This is a genomic window from Priestia sp. J2 (genome assembly GCF_020790095.1).
GTDB lineage: Bacteria > Bacillota > Bacilli > Bacillales > Bacillaceae_H > Priestia > Priestia zanthoxyli.
The window spans coordinates 422,096-443,724 of sequence record NZ_CP086208.1; the positions used below are offsets into that span (position 1 = coordinate 422,096).

Here is a 21,629-nt window from a genome sequence, read left to right on the forward strand (position 1 = left end):
GTGGACATATACATATAGATAATAATAAATGGTTTGGGGAGTCAAAGAAGGTGATGTTGAAGTGAATGTAAGCATCAGGTCAATCGTTAAAAAAGTCATGTTCATTCTATTTATTGCGTACGGGGCAGTGGTCATTTATGCTACTCTCATACGGGAAAACGAACATGTTTACGGAAAAGCAATGAACTTGGATTTATTTAGTACAATCCGTCTGATGTGGGACAGCGGTAATATAATGCTCACTCTGACAAATATACTGGGAAATATCGTGATGTTTGCGCCGCTTGGAATGTTTATTCCGTTGTTTATGAAGTGGTTTGACGGTTTTATTCAAGTCTTTACGACTGGTTTCTTAATCAGTTTTCTGATTGAAATTTTACAGTACAAGCTAACGGAACGAGTATTTGATATTGATGATATCTTTTTGAATACGCTAGGTACATTTATAGGCTGGGTTATTATTAAAATACTATATTGGATCAAGAACATGCTGAAAGCACGTTTCAAAAAAAGATGAAAGGACTTCTTTACGAAGTCCTTTTTGCATCTTGTTGATAGAAACACTTAATGCAGCGTCTTACGGAAGAATGTGAGGATTCAACGATAATGTGCTGACAATTTTGCTGAACAAATAATAACTTTCCTTCAAGCTGCTTAATTTGTTTTTTTAGCTGTTCTACTTCATTATTGATAGATATTTGAACCACTGTTAACAAACTCTTTAGCTTTTTCTTTCATTCCTTCTTTTCTTACTTCGTTTACATCTTTTTCATTTTCTTGAGCCATGTTACGAATATCTTGAGAAATACGCATCGAACAGAATTTAGGTCCACACATTGAACAGAAATGGGCTGTTTTAGCACCTTCAGCGGGAAGTGTTTCATCGTGATATTCTTTTGCGCGCTCTGGATCTAGTGACAGGTTAAATTGATCATTCCATCTAAATTCAAATCTTGCTTTAGACAGAGCATTATCGCGTTTTTGTGCTCCTGGATGGCCTTTTGCTAGGTCAGCAGCATGCGCAGCAATTTTATAGGTGATAACGCCTTCGCGAACGTCTTCTTTATTCGGGAGTCCTAAATGTTCTTTTGGCGTTACGTAGCAAAGCATAGCTGTCCCAAACCAGCCAATCATTGCAGCACCAATACCTGATGTAATATGGTCATAGCCTGGAGCGATGTCGGTTGTAAGCGGTCCAAGAGTATAGAAGGGAGCTTCCTGGCATATTTCCATTTGTTTATCTACGTTTTCTTTGATGAGATGCATTGGAACATGTCCAGGACCTTCAATCATAACTTGAACATCGTGTTTCCAAGCAATTTTAGTTAATTCACCAAGCGTTTCTAATTCACCGAACTGTGCCTCATCATTAGCATCTGCAATGGAACCAGGACGTAGCCCATCGCCAAGCGAAATAGCAATATCGTATGCTTTACAGATTTCACAGATTTCTTCAAAGCGAGTATATAAAAAATTCTCTTCATGATGAGCTAAACACCACTGCGCCAAGATGGATCCTCCGCGTGAAACAATACCTGTCGTACGTTTCGCTGTCAGAGGAATATAACGTAAAAGAACACCTGCGTGAATAGTAAAGTAATCAACACCTTGTTCTGCTTGTTCAATTAATGTATCGCGGTATGCTTCCCACGTTAGATCTTCTGCTACGCCTTTTACTTTTTCAAGCGCTTGGTAAATAGGAACGGTCCCTACAGGAACAGGCGAGTTGCGGATAATCCATTCGCGTGTTGTGTGGATATCCTTTCCTGTTGATAGATCCATAATTGTATCGGCTCCCCAACGCGTTGCCCATGTCATTTTTTCTACTTCATCTTCAATAGCTGAACGAATAGCTGAATTTCCGATATTAGCATTAATTTTCACATGGAATTTGCGGCCGATAATCATCGGTTCGCTCTCAGGGTGATTGATATTATTAGGGATAATCGCACGTCCTCTTGCTACTTCTTCACGCACAATTTCAGGATTCATCTGTTCACGAATAGCGATAAATTCCATTTCGGGCGTGATGACTCCTTTTTTCGCATAGTGCATTTGCGTTACATTTTGATTTTTTTTCGCGCGCAAAGGTAAACGTTTAGTGATAAAGCGCTCGTACTGATCTCTTGGATCACCGTCATAATAACCGTTATCCTGTGGCTGAACCGTACGGCCTTGATATGTTTCTACATCGTTTCGTTCTGCAATCCACTTTTCGCGCAGAGCCGGTAATCCTTTTTGTAAATTAATTTCATAAGAGGGATCTGTATAAACACCGCTCGTGTCGTATACACGTACGGGACTATTTTCTTCTTCACCAAAAGACCCTGTAGTAGGAGACTGATGAATTTCACGCATAGGTACTTTAAGGTCTTGTCTGGATCCTTGGACATATACTTTGTGACTGTTTGGAAAAGGCTTTTTCATAGAAACTGATACATTTTGTTTTGACATTACATATTCCTCCGGTTTCGCATAAAGTGTAGCTATACCGAACCATAAAAAAATCGGGTTCTGTGATAGACAGAACCCGATGGAATAGGCAAAAAAAGAATAAAACTATACTATTCTTTTCAAGACTACTTCCCTCCGCTGGTATAACCCAAATCAGGTTCAAAGGGTTAAAGAGTTTTATTGCACTCTTCTCTCAGTCTGAGCTATCAGACACCCCTAGTAGAAATAACATTCAAATTATTCAATTTACGGCTTAAGTTTACCATCATTCGGTAAAAAATCAACCCTTAAATAAAAAAAGCTAGACAATTAGCGTTGTCTAGCAGCATCGATTGCAATCACAATAGCTGTAATAATATGCATGATAAATCCCAAAAATGGAATCCAAGCAACCAGTGAGGTAACAAGCCCTAGTATGTTTCCATAAGCAGATAACCCTCGTCTATTAGCTAAAATGAGTGTGATAGCATGAAGAATAAATCCAATAAAAAGAGGAGTATAGCTAAAGCCCATAACAATTCCCGCGCCAATTAAAGGAATTCCCAGCAAGGCTTCATACCCAGCAGTGACCCATTTCATTGTACGTACATTTCCATTCATAGTAAAAAGCCTCCTAAAAAAGATACTACTATATACGAGAAAAGAGAGAAAAAAGTTTCAAATTACTTAGGGGATATGTCGTATAAGTCAGCCCTATTGGATTAAAATGATAGATGACAGTAAAGGGGGATGGAAAAAACATAATGATTTAGTCATTTTTTCACACTAAAGAAAAATAGTCTAGATGATTCATTTTTAGCTAAGGGACCAGAATTTATACTGAACATAGTGACTGCTTTTTAAAATAAATAAAAGCTGATATCGTGTTTTTTGGTTGTAGCATGTAAGCTTTTTATTACAAATTATTAAAGATTCTTATCTTTTTGCAAATACACATTGTATTTCATAGTTTTAACAATTATGATAAAAAAGCAAGTGTCAAAATAGGAAAATAGTTGAGCATGTAAAACGAAGCGATAAGCTTATTAATTTGAAAGAAAGGCAAGGTACATAGCTTTATGTGGGAAATTATTGTAGCAATCATTTTAGGGATTGTAGAAGGTTTAACAGAGTTTGCTCCCGTTTCGTCAACTGGGCATATGATTATTGTGGATGACCTGTGGTTAAATTCAAAAGAATTATTTTCATCTCCAGTAGCTAATACATTTAAGATTGTTATTCAGCTAGGGTCGATCTTAGCAGTAGTTGTTATTTTTAAAGATCGTTTTATTAATTTATTAGGATTGGGAAAAAAACCAGCTGCTGCAATTGGACCGACAAATCGCTTAAATTTAATGCAGGTAATTGTTGGTTTGTTACCCGCAGGAGTGTTAGGACTTTTGTTTGATGATTACATTGATGAACATTTGTTTTCTTTAAATACGGTGCTAATTGGCTTAGTGGTCGGAGCTGTATTAATGATTCTAGCAGATTTGTTTGGACCTAAACGTCCGCGTGTAGAGACGGTGGACCAAATGTCTTATGGACAAGCACTAGGTATAGGACTGTTTCAATGTATTGCTCTTTGGCCAGGTTTTTCTCGTTCAGGCTCAACGATTTCAGGAGGGGTTCTTCTTGGAATGAGCCATAAGGCAGCCGCAGATTTTACATTTATTATGGCAGTGCCAATTATGGCAGGAGCAAGTGGACTTTCATTGGTTAAAAACTGGCAGTATTTCACATCAGATGCACTACCGTTTTTTATTGCTGGTTTTATCAGCGCCTTTATTTTTGCGCTTATATCGATTCGCTTTTTCTTAAAATTAATCAACCGCATTAAATTAGTTCCGTTTGCCATTTATCGAATTATTTTAGCGGCTATTCTATATTTTGTATTTTTATAAAATAAATAAGCGTATTTTATAGCCATTTAAACTTCTGATAAAGACTTAAAAAGCAAGAAAAAGCTATTGCAACATTGCAATAGCTTTTTTGCATAAATATATATTATTGTCTTTTGAAAGCGTTTTATAAACATGGGTATTGACAAAACGTGTCGAAAAATAGTAAATTAATATTTGTGCAGTATAAAGTTAAGTAAAAGTAAGACTTCTGTTTAGTTTTATTGACTGTAAAAAACGTATGACAACGTATAGATCGTTTTAATTTTATAAAAATTGAATAATAAGCTTAATCGTATAGAGCGGGGGAATCATTATCGGCAGTAAAGCTGCCTTGGGGTGAATCCTTACAAAAGGTAGGAAACTCTCAATTCCGAATCCGACAGTTAACCTCGTTTGCTTTATTGAGAGAAAGAGCCCAAAATAGCGTAAGTAAAAGGCTGTTCTTTCTTAAGAATAGTCTTTTTTTGTTTTTTCAGAAAAGTATATACAAATGTCATACATCTTTGGGGAGGTACATCTATGAAAAAAATTCGTTTTGGTTTGGCTACGCAGATTTTTACCGGTTTAATCCTCGGTGTTCTTGTAGGAGTAATTTGGTTTAACGATCCGCGTGTAGTAACATACCTGCAGCCGCTGGGAGACTTGTTCTTAAGATTGATTAAGATGATTGTTATTCCAATTGTTATCTCAAGTTTAGTCGTTGGAGTTGCAGGAGCAGGTAGCGGTAAACAGGTCGGAAAGCTTGGCGTTAAAACCATTCTCTATTTTGAAATTATTACAACTTTCGCAATTGTAATCGGTGTATTGATTGCTAATATTTTTCATCCTGGACAAGGTGTAGACATTCATTCAGCACAGAAGAGTGATATTTCACAATACGTTGAAACATCCGAACAGCAAGAAGGAAAGTCAGTGGCTGAAACGTTCTTACACATTGTTCCGACAAACTTTTTCCAGTCAATTGTTGAAGGGGACATGCTAGCAATTATCTTCTTTACAGTATTGTTCGCACTTGGAGTAGCGGCAATTGGAGAAAGAGGAAAGCCTGTTGTTCAATTCTTTGACGGCGTTTCTCACGCAATGTTTCACGTGGTAAACCTAGTAATGAAAGTGGCTCCGATTGGAGTATTTGCTTTAATTGGTGTAACAGTTTCGAAATTCGGTTTAGAGTCACTTCTTTCATTAGGAAAGCTTGTTATCTTAGTTTACTTAGCGTTAATTTTCTTCCTACTTGTTGTATTAGGAGGAATTGCGAAATGGGCAGGAATTAACATTTTCCACTTATTCCGCTATATGAAAGATGAACTGTTGTTAGCATACAGTACATCTAGTTCTGAGACAGTTCTTCCGCGAATTATGGAAAAACTTGAAAAGATGGGCTGTCCAAAAGCTATCGTATCGTTCGTTGTACCAATTGGTTATACATTTAACCTAGATGGTTCTGTTCTCTATCAAGCGATTGCAGCGTTATTCTTAGCGCAGGTGTATGGTATTGATTTAACAATCGTTCAACAGCTGACGCTCATTCTGGTATTGATGGTTACATCTAAAGGAATGGCTGCGGTGCCAGGAACATCATTTGTTGTATTACTGGCTACTCTTGGAACAATCGGCGTTCCGGCAGAAGGATTAGCCTTCATTGCGGGAGTAGACAGAATCATGGATATGGCACGTACGGTTGTTAACTTAGTAGGAAACACACTAGCAGCAATTGTGATGTCTAAATCTGAAGGCAAATTTGACCCTAAAAAAGGTACAGAGGTCATGAGAGCCGGCTAATTTATAAATTAAAAAGCTACTTATTCTATTCAAAAAATTAGAATAAGTAGCTTTTTTCATAATAATTCCTTTATTATTATGGAAATTGACCCTATAATATGTAACATCAGGTATAAATATATCCAAATTTTATTCTTACATAAAAGCAGTCACTGGTTCCTTTCTTTATCAATAAATATAGAGATAGCTTAGCTAGTTGGGGGATAGTAGAGTATGTGGAAAAAGCGAATATGGGTCATTGCCTCGATAGTAATCGTATGTTTGTTAATCCCTTACAGTTTACCGATTGTGTTTGCTTTATTAACAGCATTAGCGCTTGAGGGTATTGTTCAAAAATTGCATCAATCTTTTAAAATGAAGAGAGTCTACGCAGTGCTTATGACCTTCATTTTATATGTTGTTTCGCTCATACTTATTGGATTTTTTATTGTTCGGACAATCGTTACGCAAGTGGTAGCTCTTTCAAAGATAGCGCCTTCATTTGTAAAAGAAATCTATGAAACCGCGATTTATCCAACTATTATCAAGTGGAAATACTATTCAAACGCTCTTCCTACAGAAGTGATTTCTTCTATCGAGCGCACGCTTGAAAAAACCGTAAATTCATTAGATTCTCTATTAAAAAGTACCGTGGAAATCATCATTAGCTTTGCTGCTACTGTTCCTGGATTTCTACTAGAGTTTCTTATTTATTTAGTAGCGCTTGTATTTATCAGCCTTGAGCTGCCTGCTATTAAAAATAAAATTAAGTCATTTTTAACAGAAGAAACGAAATATAAGCTACAAGTTGTCATCACTCAGCTTATCCAAGCGGGGGTTGGTTTTATTAAGGCACAAATTATTTTAAGTGTCATGACGTTTGTAATGGCTTATGTAGGGCTTTGGCTATTAGATGTTCCGTATACCGCGCTGCTTAGTTTATTAATTGTAATTGTCGATATCTTACCAATCCTTGGGACGGGCTCGGTGCTCGTTCCATGGGGGATTTTTGCTCTTACGCAAGGGCATGACTCATTAGCAATCGGCTTATTTATTCTATTTGGAGTGATTACGGTAGTAAGACGTGTAGTAGAACCAAAAGTGTTTTCTACAAATATGGGTATTTCACCTTTGGCTGCACTAGTTAGTTTGTACATTGGATTTAAACTTTTAGGTTTTGTCGGGTTGTTTTTAGGACCGGCTTTAGTTATTTTATACGATGCTCTTCGTAAAGTAGGTATTATTCAAATTAACTTTAAACTATAAAAGCGCTGGATAAAACTAGCGCTTTTTTTATTGAAACTTTTGTAGTACGTCATACGTAAAGAGGGAAAGGAAAAAACTATGTCGCGTTGGTTTTTATCTATCAATCGGCTAAATTATAGTTTTGCAGTCTTAGATTTAATGACATGAGGAGGAGAATTTTTGTTAGAGTCGGTTTTACTTTCTTTAATTGAAGCGCTAAAACAGCTCTCTTATTTTGGCGTAATTTTAGCATTAACGTTTGAGTTTGTCCCCGCAGAGCTTGTTTTACCTTTAGTAGGGTATTGGGTGTACCAAGGTGATATGAACTTGTATCTGGCTATCCTTGCAGGTACAGTAGGCGGTGTATGTGGACCGTTGACTCTTTACGCACTGGGACGTTACGGTGGACGACCGTTAGTTTTAAAATATGGAAAATATTTTTTGGTGAAAGAAAAAGAAATTGACGCTGCCGATCGCTTTTTTAATAAGTACGGCAGCGGGGTCGCTTTTTTTGGACGGTTTATTCCAGGAGTGCGTACGGCTATCTCTTTTCCATGCGGGATGGCAAAAATGAATGTATGGCTGTTTTCTATTTACACATTTGTTGCGATGCTTCCAGTAACGGCTATTTACGTATATTTAGGATATAAGTTAGGACCTAAGTGGAAAGAGGTGGGTCCGATTGTTTCTCAATACATGCAGCCTATTGGAATCGGAATTGTTGTTTTAATTGCGTTGTTTTTTATCATTAAATATGTGCGGAATAAACAAGTAGGACAGAGCTGATAAATCGAGGAAAAGAGTGAGGATATGTCAGAGCATGAACAATTGAGAATAGAATTACGAAAAATTGAAAAGTGGGAGAAAGACCAAAAAGGACTTTTTTTCTGGGAGCGGCTGGCTCGCTTGCCTTTTTCAGCTTTAGATAAAGTAACGCCAAAGTTCATTCATCAAAAAATAGAAAAATTATTAGATGAAATTGCTAAGTATGTTGATAATGGAGGCCAGTATTTAGCTAATACGTCTGCCACGCTAGAGAAAGCATCAGCCCAATTACAAGAAAATAAGCAGCTGTCAATAGAGGATGTTCAGCATTTATCTCTGCAGGAAATGGATGAGTTGGCGGAGTATTTTATTGAAGTCCGAAAAAAGAATGCGCAGCTGCAAGGAGCTACAACCGGAGTAGGTGGAATTTTCACACTGGCGATTGATATTCCTTTTGTATTGGGACTTACGCTTAAGACACTGCAAGAAGTGGCTGTTTCTTATGGTTACGATCCCACTGAGCAAGAGGAACGCATTTTTATGGTCAAATGCATGCAGTTTTCATCCTCTGATATTGTAGGAAAGCGTGCGATTTTAGAAGAATTAGCAAGCGGCAATCGAACGCAGAGCTTGCAGCAGCTCCAAGGTTGGAGAGAAGTGTTTCTAACCTATAGAGACAACTTGGGATGGAAAAAGCTATTTCAAATGATTCCTATAGCAGGGATGGTATTTGGGGCGTATATTAACAAACAAGCGATTAGCGATATAGGAGAAGTTGGAATGATGCTTTACCGTAAAAGACGCATTTTAGAAAAAGTCTCACAATCTAAAAAATAAAAATAGGCTGGTATGAAAGTATTTTAGTTGAAAAAAAATCCGAACGAGTTTGATTCTTTGTTGAGAATCAAATACGTTCGGATTTTTTTACTGATATAGTAAATGTAGCTTTCATGTATTTAGTTGCCTCTAGGTGTTGATTGGAGGGCAAGGCGAAGACTCCCGCGGAAAGCAAAGCCTTGCACGGAAATCAACAGCGGTGTAACGAGCGATTCATATTAGATCGTTTACCTTTTTGTTCGTGTGTAGATGGGATTGATTTGTTTATGTCTCAATTACTTTTTTTCGACATTATTTCTGGGGAAATATGTCGAGGTGTGTTAAGCCTATTTTCTTAATCAAAATGAAAAGTAGGAATGGTAATAGTATTTTTTCGTCTGGCAATCAGTAAATAAATAATTCCAATTATACTCCATACAATACCGATAAATAAGGATGTTTTTTCTAAGTTAAGCCACATAAAAAATAAAAATAAACTGCCGAGTAAAGGCATAAGTACATATGAAATATATCCACTGAGAGATCGTTTGTTTTGTTGAATAAAATAATGGATAAAAACCGCTATGTTAACTGAACTGAACGCAATTAAAGCACCAAAATTAATTAAAGAGGTAGCTTTTTCAAGAGACAGACTTAGTGAAATTAAAGAGAGACCACCAATAATGACTACGTTCCAAACAGGCGTCTTTGTTTTAGGGTGAATATAGCCAAAAATTCTCCGCGGCAGATAACCATCTTTCCCAATTGCGTAGAGAAGTCTTGATGCACTCATATGTGAGACAAGTCCAGAAGCAATAGTTGATGTTAAGGCTGCTGCTACAAAAATAGATTGAAACAGCTGGCCGCCAATTTTATAAGCGATTTCAGCCGATGCACCTTCTAAATCATGAAACAAAGAGGCTGAAGGGAAAAGAAGCTGAGCAAAGTAAGAAACCGTAATAAATAAGGCGCCTCCCGTACATGCAATAATGAGAATCCCTTTGGGAATGGTTTTCTCAGGCTTAAGTGTTTCTTCAGCCATGGTGGTTACAGCATCAAACCCTAAAAAAGAAAAGCATAAAATAGCTGCTCCGTTTAATAAAAGAGATATAGAAGCCGATTCACTTATAAACGGTTTAAATGATAGCTCTTGCCCTTGAGTTGTAGCACTTAAAATAATAAAGATGATAGCTACTAAAATTTGAAAAGCAACTAATAGCGTACCAAAAGAAACGGTTAAATGAACACTAAAAATATTCATTATGGTCATGATGACCACAAAGCTGATAATCCATACGGCTTTTGGAACACCTGGAAACAGAGAGCTTAGGTAAATATTTGTCAAAAGTGCATTAATCATCGGTAGAAATAGATAATCAAGAAGAGCCGTCCATCCTACCAAAAAACCAATGCTTGGATTCATTACTTGCTGTGCGTATGTATAAGAAGAACCAGCTCCAGGAAAAGCTTTTACCATTTTTCCATAACTAATGGCTGTGAATAAAATAGCAATCAACGTGAATGCATAAGCACCTGAAACATGTCCATCTGTGGATTCAGTTACAATGCCAAATGTATCGAAAACGGCCATGGGTGCCATGTAGCCTAATCCTATCACGACGATATGCCATAATTTTAGTTGTTTAAGAAGAGAAGGTCCATGATTCATATTTGTCATCCTTTCTGTGTATAATCATTCTGCAATATTTATTATTATACTATATTGTTAGATTTGTCATCTTTTTTTGAAAAAGAAGAGAAAATTGCGCGCTAAGAGATAAAGAGCGTTTAGTTAATTACTAGATAAAGCAAAAAAATGCTTTTTTTCACTTTGATTTTTACCATTGAGTCTAGAAAGCATTTTACATAAAATGAAAGAAAGTAAAAAAGCTTTCGATTAGTATGATCTACTTGTAATAAATACGAAAACAAAATTTTGAATGCGGTTACATTTTTGCGGGTGTATAAACTTATAATGATGATAAAGGAGATGAAGGAAGTGATTGCTACACCCTATATAAACTTGGAGATAAACAAGGGACCAGGTGTGCATGTTGTATTGGATGAAACAAAAAAAGATGGTGTTTATTTTATTAAATTAACGGTCAAGTCGATTAAAAAAAGAAGTCTTCCAAAAATGGCGTTAAAATGGAGCGTTCCGTTGTTAGATATCCAGCTATATAAATCTATACAAACTAGTCAGGGACATGTGAGTACCTCTTCTGTTCATTGTTTTATGAATAAAAATGGCTCTAACCGCTACACTATTGCATGTTCAGACATACTTCACCCTATTCGGTGTGCCCCCAATTGGAAGGAAATGTGTCTAGATGTGGAGATGAACTTATTTAGTGAAAGCACTTGGTCTCTTCATAGCTACGAAACTGAACTGCGAGTAGATACAAGAATGATTGAAACAGAAGAGTTATTCAAAGATTTAGCGAAATGGTATGAAAGAAAAGAGATTAATCTAGCATCTACTGTTGAGCATGCAACGGCAATAGATGAAAAAGGAAATGTCTCGTTAGATATTTGATGGTGAGGAGAGAGATAAAGTGGGGATCTTATTTAATGAACGTACAAAGGAGTTTCACCTGCAGGGCCGCGATGTAAGTTATATCTTTTCAGTGTTGAGAAACGAGCAGCTTGGTCACTTATACTATGGAAAAAAGCTTAAGCACCGTCCGTCTTTTCAGCATTTTTTACGTGTGGAAACAAGAGGAGCTAGCGCTTCGGTCTATGAAGGAGAACTAGCATTTTCTCTTGAAACAATCAAACAAGAGTATCCTTCTTATGGGACAACAGACTTCAGAGAGCCAGCCTACCAACTTCTTCAGCAAAACGGAAGCCGAGTCACCAATTTTGAATACGATAACCATAAAATTTACAAGGGCAAGAAGCCATTAAACGGCTTACCTGCTACATACGTAGAAGAAGAGAGTGAAGCCACGAGTGTAGAAGTTGAACTGATTGATAAATTGCTCAATGCATCACTTATTTTAACGTATACCGTTTACGAAGACCGAAATATTATTACGCGTCACGCACGATTTGAACATAGAGGAGAAGAACCAGTCGATATTTTGCGTATCATGAGCGGCAGCATTGATTTGCCCACATCAAACTATGAAATGGTTCAGCTTTCCGGTGCTTGGATTCGAGAGAGACACGTGAAAACAAGAATGCTTCAGCCGGGTATTCAAAGTATTTCTAGTGCGAGAGGTACAAGCAGCAGTCAGCAAAACCCATTTTTAATTTTAAAGAATCCAGCTGCAACTGAACACAGTGGAGAAGCGTACGGTTTTAGTCTTGTATACAGCGGAAACTTTCTTGGACAAGTGGAAGTAGATCACTATAATGTATCAAGAATAACTATGGGTATTCATCCTTTTGATTTTCAGTGGCGACTAGAAAGTGGACAAACTTTTCAATCACCAGAACTAGTATTGGCTTATTCAAATAACGGGCTAAACGGTCTTAGCCAAGAGTATCATGAGCTTTATCGCAAGCGTCTCGCTAGAGGAAAATGGCGGGATTTAGAGCGACCAGTTTTAATTAATAACTGGGAAGCGACGTATTTTGATTTTAACGAAGAGAAAATTGTACACATTGCCAAAGAAGCACAAAAGCTGGGCGTTGAACTTTTTGTATTGGATGACGGCTGGTTTGGTAAACGTAATGATGATACAACTTCTCTTGGAGACTGGTTTGTAGATGAAAATAAGCTTCCGGGCGGTATGAAATCATTGGCTCAAAAAGTAACGGATTTAGGTATGGACTTTGGATTATGGTTTGAACCTGAAATGATTTCAAAGCAAAGCAACTTGTATGAAAAGCATCCAGATTGGTTGATTCATGTGCCAAATCGTCATCAGTCTCATGGACGAAATCAATATGTGCTTGATTTTTCACGAGAAGAAGTAGTGAATTATATTTATGAACGAATGGAAGCTATTTTAAGTGAGGCACCTATCTCGTATATAAAATGGGATATGAACCGAAATATAACGGAGATTGGATCTGTTGGGCTACCCGCGAATCGCCAGTTTGAAGTAGTACATCGCTACATTTTAGGAGTATATGATTTGTATGAGCGACTAACAAAGAAGTTTCCGGATATTTTATTTGAATCGTGTGCAAGCGGGGGCGCTAGATTTGATCCGGGAATGCTTTATTATGCTCCTCAAGCTTGGACGAGCGATAACACGGACGCGATTGAACGTCTGAAAATTCAGTACGGCACGTCTTTTGCTTATCCAATCAGTTCAATGGGAGCACACGTATCAGCCGTACCAAATCATCAAGTACGCAGAGTAACAAGTCTAGAAACAAGAGGAGACGTTGCGTATTTTGGCGCATTCGGTTATGAGTTAGATGTTACGCTGATGACAGAAGATGAAAAAGAAACGGTAAAAAAACAAATTCAGTATTATAAAAAATACCGATCTCTTATTCAAAATGGAAGATTCTATCGATTAAAAAGTCCGTTTGAACAAGATGGAAATGTGACGAGCTGGATGGTTGTTTCATCCGATCAAAAGCAGGCAATCATCGGTTATTATCAAGTATTAGCTAGATCAAATCCTTCTTATGAACGCATTGAGCTAAAAGGGCTTCATCCTGATTATGAATATACAGTGATGGAAACAGACCAAACAGCTTATGGAGATGAGCTCATGTACGCAGGAATTGCTCTAACTCATGAATATCCGGGTGTTGAAGCATACGATAAAAAATCTGGAGACTTTGTATCGGTTATTTACACACTGCAAGCGCAATAAGCAAAAAGGCTGGGACATAACGAAATAAATCCAATCGAAAGATGAACAAATGAGATACATGAGCTGGACTGCTTATGACACCGCAATTGATTTCCGTGCAAGGCTTCGCTTTTGCTCCTGCGGGGTCTCACCTGTTCCGCTTTTCCCGCAGGAGTCTTCGCCTTGCCCTCCAATCAACTGCTAGAAGGAACGAAACAAATAAAACGATATGCATCATCCAAAAAAAAAACGAACCACTCATCAAACAGGTTGATGAATGGTTCGTTTTTTACTTGGGCTCAACTACTTTTGTCCCAGTCTCTTTAAGTTAACTATTATTTATGAAGTGTTGACATAAAAGGCGTGATAATGGTAACTTTTAGTTATAATTGTTAACTTTATATTTTTTTAGTTTACTAAAGTGGAGGGGAATCGATGGAAACCACAAGTTTAAGAGATTGGAAAGCACTTGCTCAGTCTATTATTAAAGGGAAAGAAATTACATATAAAGAAGCGCTTCAACTTCTTTATGTACCGGATGAAGAAGTGTTAGAGGTCATGAATGCCGCGTACTTAATTCGTCATCATCATTATGGAAAAAAAGTAAAGCTTAATATGATTATTAATACTAAATCGGGTTTATGCCCAGAAGACTGTGGATATTGTTCGCAGTCGATTGTATCAGAAGCGCCGATTGATAAGTATGCGTGGTTAACAAAAGAGAAAATTGTAGAAGGTGCTTTTGAAGCTCAAAAAAGAAAAGCAGGTACATATTGTATCGTAGCGTCAGGCCGCCGCCCTACTGATAAAGAAGTAGCGCACGTAGTGGGAGCGGTAAAAGAAATTCGTCAAAAGACAGACTTGAAAATCTGTGCCTGTCTAGGATTTTTAACAGATGATCAAGCACACGAACTAGTCGAGGCGGGTGTTCATCGCTATAATCATAATTTAAATACTCACGCTGATAACTATGACAATATTTGTTCTACGCATGGCTATGAAGATCGAGTCGATACGGTTACTACATCTAAAAAAGCAGGTTTGTCACCTTGTTCCGGTGCAATTTTTGGAATGGGCGAGACAAATGAACAAGCCGTTGAATTAGCTTTTCAAATTAAAAAGTTAGATGCAGATTCTATTCCATGCAATTTTCTTGTTGCCGTTCCAGGAACGCCTCTAGAAGACAAAAAGGCGTTAAAGCCAATGCAATGCTTAAAGCTGTTAGCGATGATGCGTTTTGTAAATCCAACCAAAGAAATTCGAATTTCAGGAGGCAGAGAAGTTAACCTCAGATCACTTCAGCCGCTTGGTTTGTTTGCTGCAAACTCAATTTTTGTAGGCGATTATTTAACGACTCAAGGTCAAGAACCTACAGCTGACTGGGGATTAATTGAAGATTTAGGATTTGAAATCGAAGAATGTGCACTGTGAAGCCGTTGAGAAATCAACGGCTTTTTTTATCTTCAGCAGATTTACAGGAACTATACGTTTACTTTACAAAACTCAACAGCTTCTTTATATTGCCTTCACAAATAACCATTATTATAAAACATGTGAACGATAAGTGAATAGTTACTAAGGTTATGAAATTGAGAAACCACAAAAAACAATAGGTCTATATAAACATCCTATGCGTTTTTTGTGGTTTTTTTATAAATGAAAGGAAGGAATCGTTTTGAATAAGGAAGCAGATTTCTTACAACAGCTTGGACAAGATCGTTTAATTGCATCCATTAAAAGTCCGAAAAATTTAGAGCAATTTTTAGAAACAGAGATCCAGGCCGCCTTTTTATTAACGGGAAACATCAGTGTAATTAAACGCTATGTAGATTTACTCAAACAGCATAATCGAACGGTTTTCTTACACATTGAAAAAATTCCGGGAATTAGCTATGACCGGGAAGGGCTTAAATTTCTCGCTAAGTTTGTAAAGCCCACAGGTATCGTAACCACTAAAAGTTCACTCATTAATTACGCAAAACAGGAAGGGCTGGTTGCTATTCAGCGGCTGTTTTTAGTGGATACAGACGCAGTAGCACAGGGGTTAAAAACCGTTCAAGATATTAAACCGGATGCATTAGAACTAATGCCAGGATTGATTCCGGAGATGATAGAGAAAATCGTTAAAAAAACAAGTATCCCTATTATTACAGGTGGACTCATTCAAAATGAAAGCCATATCCAAGCTGCTTTAAAAGCAGGGGCTACGGCAGTTTCTACAGGAAAATCATGGCTGTGGAAAAAATATGAATGAGCGAGAAAGGAGCGTTTTTAATGAAAAAAGTAGAGTTGGTTAACGTTGGAAAGTCATACGATCAAAAAACAAATGTCATTCAAGATATTAATGTCACAATTGAACCTGGAGAATTCTTCGTATTAGTAGGTCCTTCAGGGTGCGGGAAAAGTACAATGCTGCGAATGATTGCCGGATTAGAAGAAGTCACACAGGGAGAGTTGCTAATCGGGGATGTAAAAGCAAATAAACTGCTTCCAAGTCAGCGCGATTTGTCCATGGTGTTTCAAAACTATGCTTTATATCCGCATTTGACAGTAGAACAAAATATTCTTTTTGGTCTGCATACAAAGAAGATTTCAAAGCAAGAACAGCACAAGCGCTGCAGGGAAGCAGCAGAAATGCTTGGTTTAAGTGAATATTTAAAACGAAAGCCTAGACAGCTTTCGGGAGGACAGCGTCAGCGTGTAGCACTCGCACGTGCTATAGTTACTCATTCACCTATTTGCCTGATGGATGAGCCGTTATCCAACTTGGATGCGAAGCTGCGAGCAAAGATGAGATCAGAAATTCGCCAGATTCAGCGTAAGTTAGGTATTACGATGATTTATGTCACGCATGATCAAACGGAAGCGATGACGATGGCGGATCGAATGATGATTTTAAATGGAGGTAATATTCAGCAGGTTGGGCGTCCGCTCGATATTTACAATGCACCGGCAAACACGTTCGTAGCGTCGTTTATAGGTTCGCCCCCTATGAACTTATCAAACGTTTCTATAGAAAATAACTTACTCGTTTTTGAAGATAGAAGAGCTATTTCTATGAGTGCATCATACAACAACCTTAGCGGTAAAAAGGAAGTTGTGGTTGGAGTAAGACCTGAGCACGTTCAGCTTGCGACAAACGACAACACCAGCTTTATCGTAGAGGTAGATAATGTCGAAATTCTAGGAACGGAAACACTGCTTACATTTCAAATGGGAGACAAACAGTGGATGGCTAAGTGGAACGGTCAATGGAATATAAAAGTGGGAGAGCGCGTCCCTATTTTTATCGATCCAAAACACCTGTTTTTATTTGATAGTGATACAGGTTCATGCTTGCACTATGAACCATCAACGGAAGATTTAACTGTAAAGGGGGCATTTGTATGAGTGCTGTTACCAAAACAGCAAACTCGCCTGTTTCTGTTTCATCAAATCCACAAGAAAAGAAGTCAATGCCTAACCTATTGGTAGGATTATCTTACTTGCTGCCATCATTATTGTTATTTGGTGTATTTCTTTTCTACCCAATGATTAAGACCTTATATTTAAGTCTTTTTATTACAGACACACAGGGAAATCCCTTGAAATTTGTAGGATTACAAAATTTCTTTTATCTATTTACAGATCCAAACTTTTTACAAAGTATGAAAGCCACTTTTTTATTTGTACTATACACGGTGCCTATTGGCTTAATTATTGCATTATTCCTAGCGCTAATCGCAAATGAAAAGCTAAAAGGAATTGGTTTTTTCAGAACAATGTTTTCATCTACGATGGGAATGAGCGTAGCGGCTTCTTCTGTAATTTGGATGTTTATGTATAACCCGACAATCGGTGTTATTAATAAAGTATTAAATCTTGTAGGCATTCATGATGTGCAGTGGTTATTAGATCCTAAGTATGCGCTGATTGCTGTGTCCATCTCTACGATTTGGATGAACATTGGGTTTACCTTTTTAATTTTACTTGGCGGGTTACAAAATATTGATGAAAAGCTGTATGAAAACGCGCGTATTGCTGGAGTTAGCTATTGGTATCAGCTCCGTAAAATTACGCTTCCTATGCTTTCGCCAACGCTGTTTTTTATTATCACCGTTTCGTTTATTAACGCGTTTCAAACGTTTGGACAAATTGACATTTTAACAAAAGGCGGGCCTACAGATTCCACAAATGTCATTGTTTATTCAATCTACAAAGATGCATTTGTAAACTATAATGTTGGCTCTGCAAGTGCTCAAGCTACAATTTTGTTTTTCTGTATTCTACTGGTTACGGCTCTTCAATTTAAGCTTGGAGAAAGGAAGGTACATTATCAATGAGCATCACGAGAAAATGGACAACTTATTTGTTACTCATTGCAGCTACTTTAGTATTGATGTTTCCTATTCTATACGCTTTTTCCATTAGTTTTATGAGTGGAGCGGAAGTGTTGGAAGGGAAGATTTGGCCATCATCTTTTTCATTTGAAAACTATCGGGATGCTTTTGAAAAAGTTCCGCTGCTTCATTATTTAATTAATAGTTTTGCTGTATCTATTTTTGTCATGGCTGGGCAGCTGTTAGTTTCAAGTTTGGCTGCTTTTGCATTTGTATTTATTAAATTTAAAGGAAGAGATGCTATTTTCTTTCTCTTTATTTCTACGATGATGATTCCATGGGAAGCAACGATGGTTCCTAACTTTTTAACAGCACAAAAGCTAGGCTGGATTAATAACTATTTGGGATTAACAATTCCTTTTTTCGCCTTAGCATTTGGAACATTTTTATTGCGTCAACAGTTTAAAACCATTCCGGGCGAGCTGTATGAAGCTTCTCAAGTCGCAGGGATCAGCCGCTTTCGTTTCTTTTGGAATGTTGTGCTTCCTGTTTCTAAAACAAGTCTAGTTACGCTTGGCGTATATAGCTTTTTAACAACATGGAATATGTATTTATGGCCACTGTTAGTTACAAATACAGAGGATGTTCGTACCGTTCAGATTGGTTTAAAACAAATGCAAACGCAGGAGATTTCAACTGATTGGGGAGTGGTTATGGCCGCTGTCGTAGTTGTTATTATACCGACATTATTACTATTATTCCTAGGTCAAAAACGTCTTCAAAAAGGATTAACACAAGGTGCAATTAAATAGGAGAGTGAATGTGATGAAAAAGATATTGGCTATCGTAACGGCATGCTTGCTAGTCATTCTAGGCGCTTGCTCAAACTCAACTGGTTCTTCGGAAGCGCAAGAAACTAAAAAAACAGCATCAGGTAAAACAGAAGTCGTTTTTTGGCACGCCATGAGCGGTGACCTTGAAAAATCACTCAATAAAATAGTCGATGAGTACAATAAATCTCAGGATAAAGTTGAAGTAAAGCCCGTTTTCCAAGGAACGTATGAGGAAGCACAAACAAAATTTAATACGGTAGCAGGAACTAAAGATGCACCGGCTATCATGCAAACGTTCGAAGTAGGAACGAAATTCATGATAGACAGTGGTAAGGTTCAGCCTGTTCAAAAATTCATTGATGAAGACCACTACGATACTTCACAGTGGGAGAAAAATATTTCAAGCTATTACCAAGTAGATGGAAAGCAATATTCAATGCCGTTTAACTCTTCAACACCTGTGTTAGTTTACAACAAAGATGCCTTTAAAAAAGCAGGGTTAGATCCTGAAAATCCACCAAAAACGTATGATGAATTAAAGGCAGCTGCAAAGAAACTAACAGAGAAACAAGGAAATAAAACATCACAATACGGTTTTTCAATTCTAAATTACGGATGGTTCTTTGAAGAGCTAGTTGCTTCTCAAGGCGGTTTGTATGTAGATCACGAAAACGGTCGTAAAGGGGATGCCGAGAAGGCAGTATTTAATGGAAAAGAAGGACAAAACGCATTTAATTTAATCAATGACATGTACAAAGAAGGTACTTTCTACAATGTAGGGCAAAACTGGGACGATATGCGCGCAGCATTTCAATCTAAAAAAATTGCAATGTTTTTAGATTCATCAGCAGGTATTAAAACATTAGTAGACAATGCTCCATTTGATGTGGGTGTATCAGATCTTCCTGTGCCAAAAGAAGAGGATCGCCAAGGAGTAGCTATCGGGGGAGCATCTTTATGGATGTCTAAAGGAATTAGTGATGAAACATCTAAAGCGGCGTGGGACTTCATGAAATATTTAGCAACACCAGAAGTTCAGGCAAAATGGCACGTGGAAAGTGGCTATTTTGCGGTTAATCCTAAAGCATATGATCAAGAAATCGTAAAGGAGGAATGGAAAAAATATCCTCAACTAAAAGTGACGGTTGATCAGCTTCATAAAACTAAATCAACTCCGGCAACACAAGGCGCTTTAATTTCGGTATTTCCGGAATCACGCCAAAAGGTAGTAACAGGAATGGAAAGCCTGTACCAGGGAGTAAAGCCGAAACAAGCACTTGATCAAGCAGCAAAAGAAACGAATAGAGCATTAGAAGTAGCCAATCAAAAATAACGTATGATTACGAAGCTCGTCTTTCAAGTTATTTTGAGGACGAGCTTTTTATTTAGTGAATGACTAGTTAGGGGAGATAGAGGACAATGAATAATTCAATTGATCTTTATGCGCATCGCGGCTTTAGCGGACGATATCCTGAAAACACAATGATTGCATTTGAAGAAGCTAGAAAAATGCGAGTTTCAGGTATTGAATTGGATGTACAACTAACCAAAGACGGAGAAATAGTAGTGATTCACGATGAACGAATTGACAGAACGACGAATGGAATGGGATATGTTCAAGAATTTTCATATAAACAGCTGCGGTTATTCGATGCTGGAAGCTGGTATGATTCTCGTTTTTCTAAACAATCAATTCCCACGTTAATAGAAGTGTTTGAGTGGATGATGGACAAAAAGACAGAAATGACCGTGAACATTGAATTAAAAAATGACCAAATTTACTATCCAAAACTTGAGGAAAAAGTTCTTCGTCTAATCGATGAGTTTGATTTAGAAGATCAAGTTATTTTGTCATCTTTTAACTATGATAGCTTGGCTAAAGTGAGATCTCTCCATTCATATATATCAACAGGTTTTTTATTTGAAGGCGTGAGTGAAGATGCGATTGGAAAAGCAAAATCGATAGGTGCGCACCTGCACTGTGATATGTCGTTTGCTCTTTCTTCGTACGGGAAAAAAGCAAAGCAAGAAGGATTAGACTTACGAGTATATACAATTAATGAACTGAATGACTTTTTGAAGCTCCAGCAGGCTTCAGTAAAAGTAGTGATGACAGATTACCCTAACCGTTTTTCCTCTACAATGTTCAAAGGATGACGAAGAAAGGCCGTATGTATTCGTACGGCCTTTTTTATAGGGTAAATATTATTTTATTCTGAATAGTATAAAATTTATATTGTGAAATTGTTTTATAGATGATATATTGAGAGTAGATTATAATGTTCCTTATGAAAGCGAATACATGTTGCGTAGCTCCGCAAACGTTCATTTGCCGGTCCCTAGCATCGTCTGTTATCTCTTTTAGGAGGAATAAAAAATCATGTATGATCAAGATACTATCTATATTATTGGAGATGCCAAAGCTCCTCAAAGCAATCCGATTACTAAAAAGTTCAATCAGTATTTTTTAGGATTGGTAGTTGATAAAACAAATGGAAAAATTATTGATGTGGAATGCTCAGCGACGATTGAGTTAACCGTTCGATTTGTTCAATCAATTTTTATTGGACGTCATATAAGTGATCCCACCCTTATAGACGACATTAACAGCCGCTACTTCGGGTCTTCCCAAAAAGCGCTGGTGGTAGCGTTTCATGATGCACAGAAAAAATATCAGCAAATAACAGCTGCTTTGTCTACATAGACCTAGACGAAATCCAGCCTGACGTTTTCAAACGTTGGGCTGGATTTTGTTTTGCATAAAAACATTTTCGGGGAGATGAAGGGGGAAGAATA

General features: G+C 37.4%; 19 protein-coding genes and 2 riboswitches. Of the genes, 16 read left to right on the forward strand and 3 right to left on the reverse strand.

Going from position 1 to position 21,629, the window contains the following annotated elements:
- Positions 1-61 precede the first annotated feature (61 nt).
- Entirely contained in the window at positions 62-517 is a 456-nt protein-coding gene (locus LJY09_RS02285; RefSeq protein ID WP_228123026.1) for a VanZ family protein, read from the forward strand.
- 167 nt (positions 518-684) lie between these two features.
- Here LJY09_RS02285 and thiC read toward each other — a convergent pair whose 3' ends face one another.
- Positions 685-2,454, reverse strand: coding sequence for a phosphomethylpyrimidine synthase ThiC (thiC, locus tag LJY09_RS02290; protein WP_028412684.1), 1,770 nt, complete (start codon positions 2,452-2,454; stop codon positions 685-687).
- A gap of 113 nt (positions 2,455-2,567) precedes the next feature.
- A riboswitch (TPP riboswitch) is annotated at positions 2,568-2,682 on the reverse strand.
- Positions 2,683-2,763: 81 nt separating this feature from the next.
- Positions 2,764-3,054, reverse strand: a complete 291-nt coding sequence (locus LJY09_RS02295; protein WP_014461804.1) for a hypothetical protein — start codon at positions 3,052-3,054, stop codon at positions 2,764-2,766.
- A 458-nt stretch (positions 3,055-3,512) separates the two neighbouring features.
- Here LJY09_RS02295 and LJY09_RS02300 point away from each other — a divergent pair, with 458 nt between their 5' ends.
- From LJY09_RS02300 to LJY09_RS02320, 5 genes are all read left to right on the forward strand, one after another.
- A complete protein-coding gene (locus tag LJY09_RS02300; protein ID WP_033580867.1) occupies positions 3,513-4,337 on the forward strand; it encodes an undecaprenyl-diphosphate phosphatase in 825 nt (274 codons plus the stop codon).
- Positions 4,338-4,610: 273 nt separating this feature from the next.
- Positions 4,611-4,750, forward strand: a riboswitch (cyclic di-AMP (ydaO/yuaA leader).
- 106 nt (positions 4,751-4,856) lie between these two features.
- Positions 4,857-6,116: a glutamate/proton symporter GltT gene (locus tag LJY09_RS02305; protein WP_028412682.1), complete on the forward strand. Its 1,260-nt coding sequence runs from the start codon at positions 4,857-4,859 to the stop codon at positions 6,114-6,116.
- Positions 6,117-6,329: 213 nt separating this feature from the next.
- Positions 6,330-7,361 (forward strand): sporulation integral membrane protein YtvI, encoded by a 1,032-nt coding sequence (gene ytvI, locus LJY09_RS02310; RefSeq protein WP_013055188.1) that lies wholly within the window; start codon positions 6,330-6,332, stop codon positions 7,359-7,361.
- A gap of 159 nt (positions 7,362-7,520) precedes the next feature.
- Positions 7,521-8,126 carry a DedA family protein gene (locus LJY09_RS02315; protein WP_013055189.1) on the forward strand — a complete coding sequence of 202 codons (606 nt, stop codon included), beginning with the start codon at positions 7,521-7,523 and terminating at the stop codon, positions 8,124-8,126.
- A 24-nt stretch (positions 8,127-8,150) separates the two neighbouring features.
- On the forward strand, positions 8,151-8,942 hold the full coding sequence (locus LJY09_RS02320) for an EcsC family protein (protein ID WP_028412681.1): 792 nt from the start codon (positions 8,151-8,153) through the stop codon (positions 8,940-8,942).
- A 334-nt stretch (positions 8,943-9,276) separates the two neighbouring features.
- Here LJY09_RS02320 and LJY09_RS02325 read toward each other — a convergent pair whose 3' ends face one another.
- Positions 9,277-10,590, reverse strand: a complete 1,314-nt coding sequence (locus LJY09_RS02325) for an APC family permease (protein WP_028412680.1) — start codon at positions 10,588-10,590, stop codon at positions 9,277-9,279.
- Between the two features lie 321 nt (positions 10,591-10,911).
- Here LJY09_RS02325 and LJY09_RS02330 point away from each other — a divergent pair, with 321 nt between their 5' ends.
- From LJY09_RS02330 to LJY09_RS02375, 10 genes are all read left to right on the forward strand, one after another.
- On the forward strand, positions 10,912-11,457 hold the full coding sequence (locus tag LJY09_RS02330) for a hypothetical protein (protein ID WP_228307767.1): 546 nt from the start codon (positions 10,912-10,914) through the stop codon (positions 11,455-11,457).
- A gap of 19 nt (positions 11,458-11,476) precedes the next feature.
- Complete coding sequence (locus tag LJY09_RS02335; RefSeq protein ID WP_033580863.1) at positions 11,477-13,702, forward strand: alpha-galactosidase; 2,226 nt, start codon at positions 11,477-11,479, stop codon at positions 13,700-13,702.
- Between the two features lie 414 nt (positions 13,703-14,116).
- Positions 14,117-15,112, forward strand: a complete 996-nt coding sequence (gene bioB, locus LJY09_RS02340; RefSeq protein ID WP_034264346.1) for a biotin synthase BioB — start codon at positions 14,117-14,119, stop codon at positions 15,110-15,112.
- 244 nt (positions 15,113-15,356) lie between these two features.
- Complete coding sequence (locus LJY09_RS02345; RefSeq protein WP_028412676.1) at positions 15,357-15,935, forward strand: glycerol-3-phosphate responsive antiterminator; 579 nt, start codon at positions 15,357-15,359, stop codon at positions 15,933-15,935.
- Positions 15,936-15,955: 20 nt separating this feature from the next.
- Positions 15,956-17,071, forward strand: a complete 1,116-nt coding sequence (locus LJY09_RS02350) for an ABC transporter ATP-binding protein (RefSeq protein WP_028412675.1) — start codon at positions 15,956-15,958, stop codon at positions 17,069-17,071.
- A complete protein-coding gene (locus LJY09_RS02355; RefSeq protein ID WP_028412674.1) occupies positions 17,068-18,003 on the forward strand; it encodes a carbohydrate ABC transporter permease in 936 nt (311 codons plus the stop codon). Before LJY09_RS02350 ends, LJY09_RS02355 begins: the two co-directional genes overlap by 4 nt.
- The gene (locus LJY09_RS02360; protein ID WP_028412673.1) at positions 18,000-18,812 is read left to right on the forward strand and encodes a carbohydrate ABC transporter permease; all 813 of its coding nucleotides are present in this window, start codon (positions 18,000-18,002) and stop codon (positions 18,810-18,812) included. Before LJY09_RS02355 ends, LJY09_RS02360 begins: the two co-directional genes overlap by 4 nt.
- A 13-nt stretch (positions 18,813-18,825) precedes the next feature.
- A complete protein-coding gene (locus tag LJY09_RS02365; protein ID WP_154974788.1) occupies positions 18,826-20,166 on the forward strand; it encodes an ABC transporter substrate-binding protein in 1,341 nt (446 codons plus the stop codon).
- 86 nt (positions 20,167-20,252) lie between these two features.
- Positions 20,253-20,990 (forward strand): glycerophosphodiester phosphodiesterase, encoded by a 738-nt coding sequence (locus LJY09_RS02370; RefSeq protein ID WP_098112429.1) that lies wholly within the window; start codon positions 20,253-20,255, stop codon positions 20,988-20,990.
- Positions 20,991-21,213: 223 nt separating this feature from the next.
- A complete protein-coding gene (locus LJY09_RS02375) occupies positions 21,214-21,537 on the forward strand; it encodes a DUF3870 domain-containing protein (protein ID WP_028412670.1) in 324 nt (107 codons plus the stop codon).
- Positions 21,538-21,629 lie beyond the last annotated feature (92 nt).

Bases quoted from the DNA above. Each gene is read 5' to 3' on its own strand.
- LJY09_RS02305 (WP_028412682.1), top strand. From the start codon at position 4,857: ATGAAAAAAATTCGTTTTGGTTTGGCTACGCAGATTTTTACCGGTTTA.
- LJY09_RS02360 (WP_028412673.1), top strand. From the start codon at position 18,000: ATGAGCATCACGAGAAAATGGACAACTTATTTGTTACTCATTGCAGCT.
- LJY09_RS02365 (WP_154974788.1), top strand. From the start codon at position 18,826: ATGAAAAAGATATTGGCTATCGTAACGGCATGCTTGCTAGTCATTCTA.
- thiC (WP_028412684.1), bottom strand. From the start codon at position 2,454: ATGTCAAAACAAAATGTATCAGTTTCTATGAAAAAGCCTTTTCCAAAC.
- LJY09_RS02355 (WP_028412674.1), top strand. From the start codon at position 17,068: ATGAGTGCTGTTACCAAAACAGCAAACTCGCCTGTTTCTGTTTCATCA.
- LJY09_RS02320 (WP_028412681.1), top strand. From the start codon at position 8,151: ATGTCAGAGCATGAACAATTGAGAATAGAATTACGAAAAATTGAAAAG.
- LJY09_RS02325 (WP_028412680.1), bottom strand. From the start codon at position 10,590: ATGAATCATGGACCTTCTCTTCTTAAACAACTAAAATTATGGCATATC.
- bioB (WP_034264346.1), top strand. From the start codon at position 14,117: ATGGAAACCACAAGTTTAAGAGATTGGAAAGCACTTGCTCAGTCTATT.
- LJY09_RS02370 (WP_098112429.1), top strand. From the start codon at position 20,253: ATGAATAATTCAATTGATCTTTATGCGCATCGCGGCTTTAGCGGACGA.
- LJY09_RS02375 (WP_028412670.1), top strand. From the start codon at position 21,214: ATGTATGATCAAGATACTATCTATATTATTGGAGATGCCAAAGCTCCT.
- LJY09_RS02350 (WP_028412675.1), top strand. From the start codon at position 15,956: ATGAAAAAAGTAGAGTTGGTTAACGTTGGAAAGTCATACGATCAAAAA.
- LJY09_RS02300 (WP_033580867.1), top strand. From the start codon at position 3,513: ATGTGGGAAATTATTGTAGCAATCATTTTAGGGATTGTAGAAGGTTTA.
- LJY09_RS02330 (WP_228307767.1), top strand. From the start codon at position 10,912: ATGAAGGAAGTGATTGCTACACCCTATATAAACTTGGAGATAAACAAG.
- ytvI (WP_013055188.1), top strand. From the start codon at position 6,330: ATGTGGAAAAAGCGAATATGGGTCATTGCCTCGATAGTAATCGTATGT.
- LJY09_RS02295 (WP_014461804.1), bottom strand. From the start codon at position 3,054: ATGAATGGAAATGTACGTACAATGAAATGGGTCACTGCTGGGTATGAA.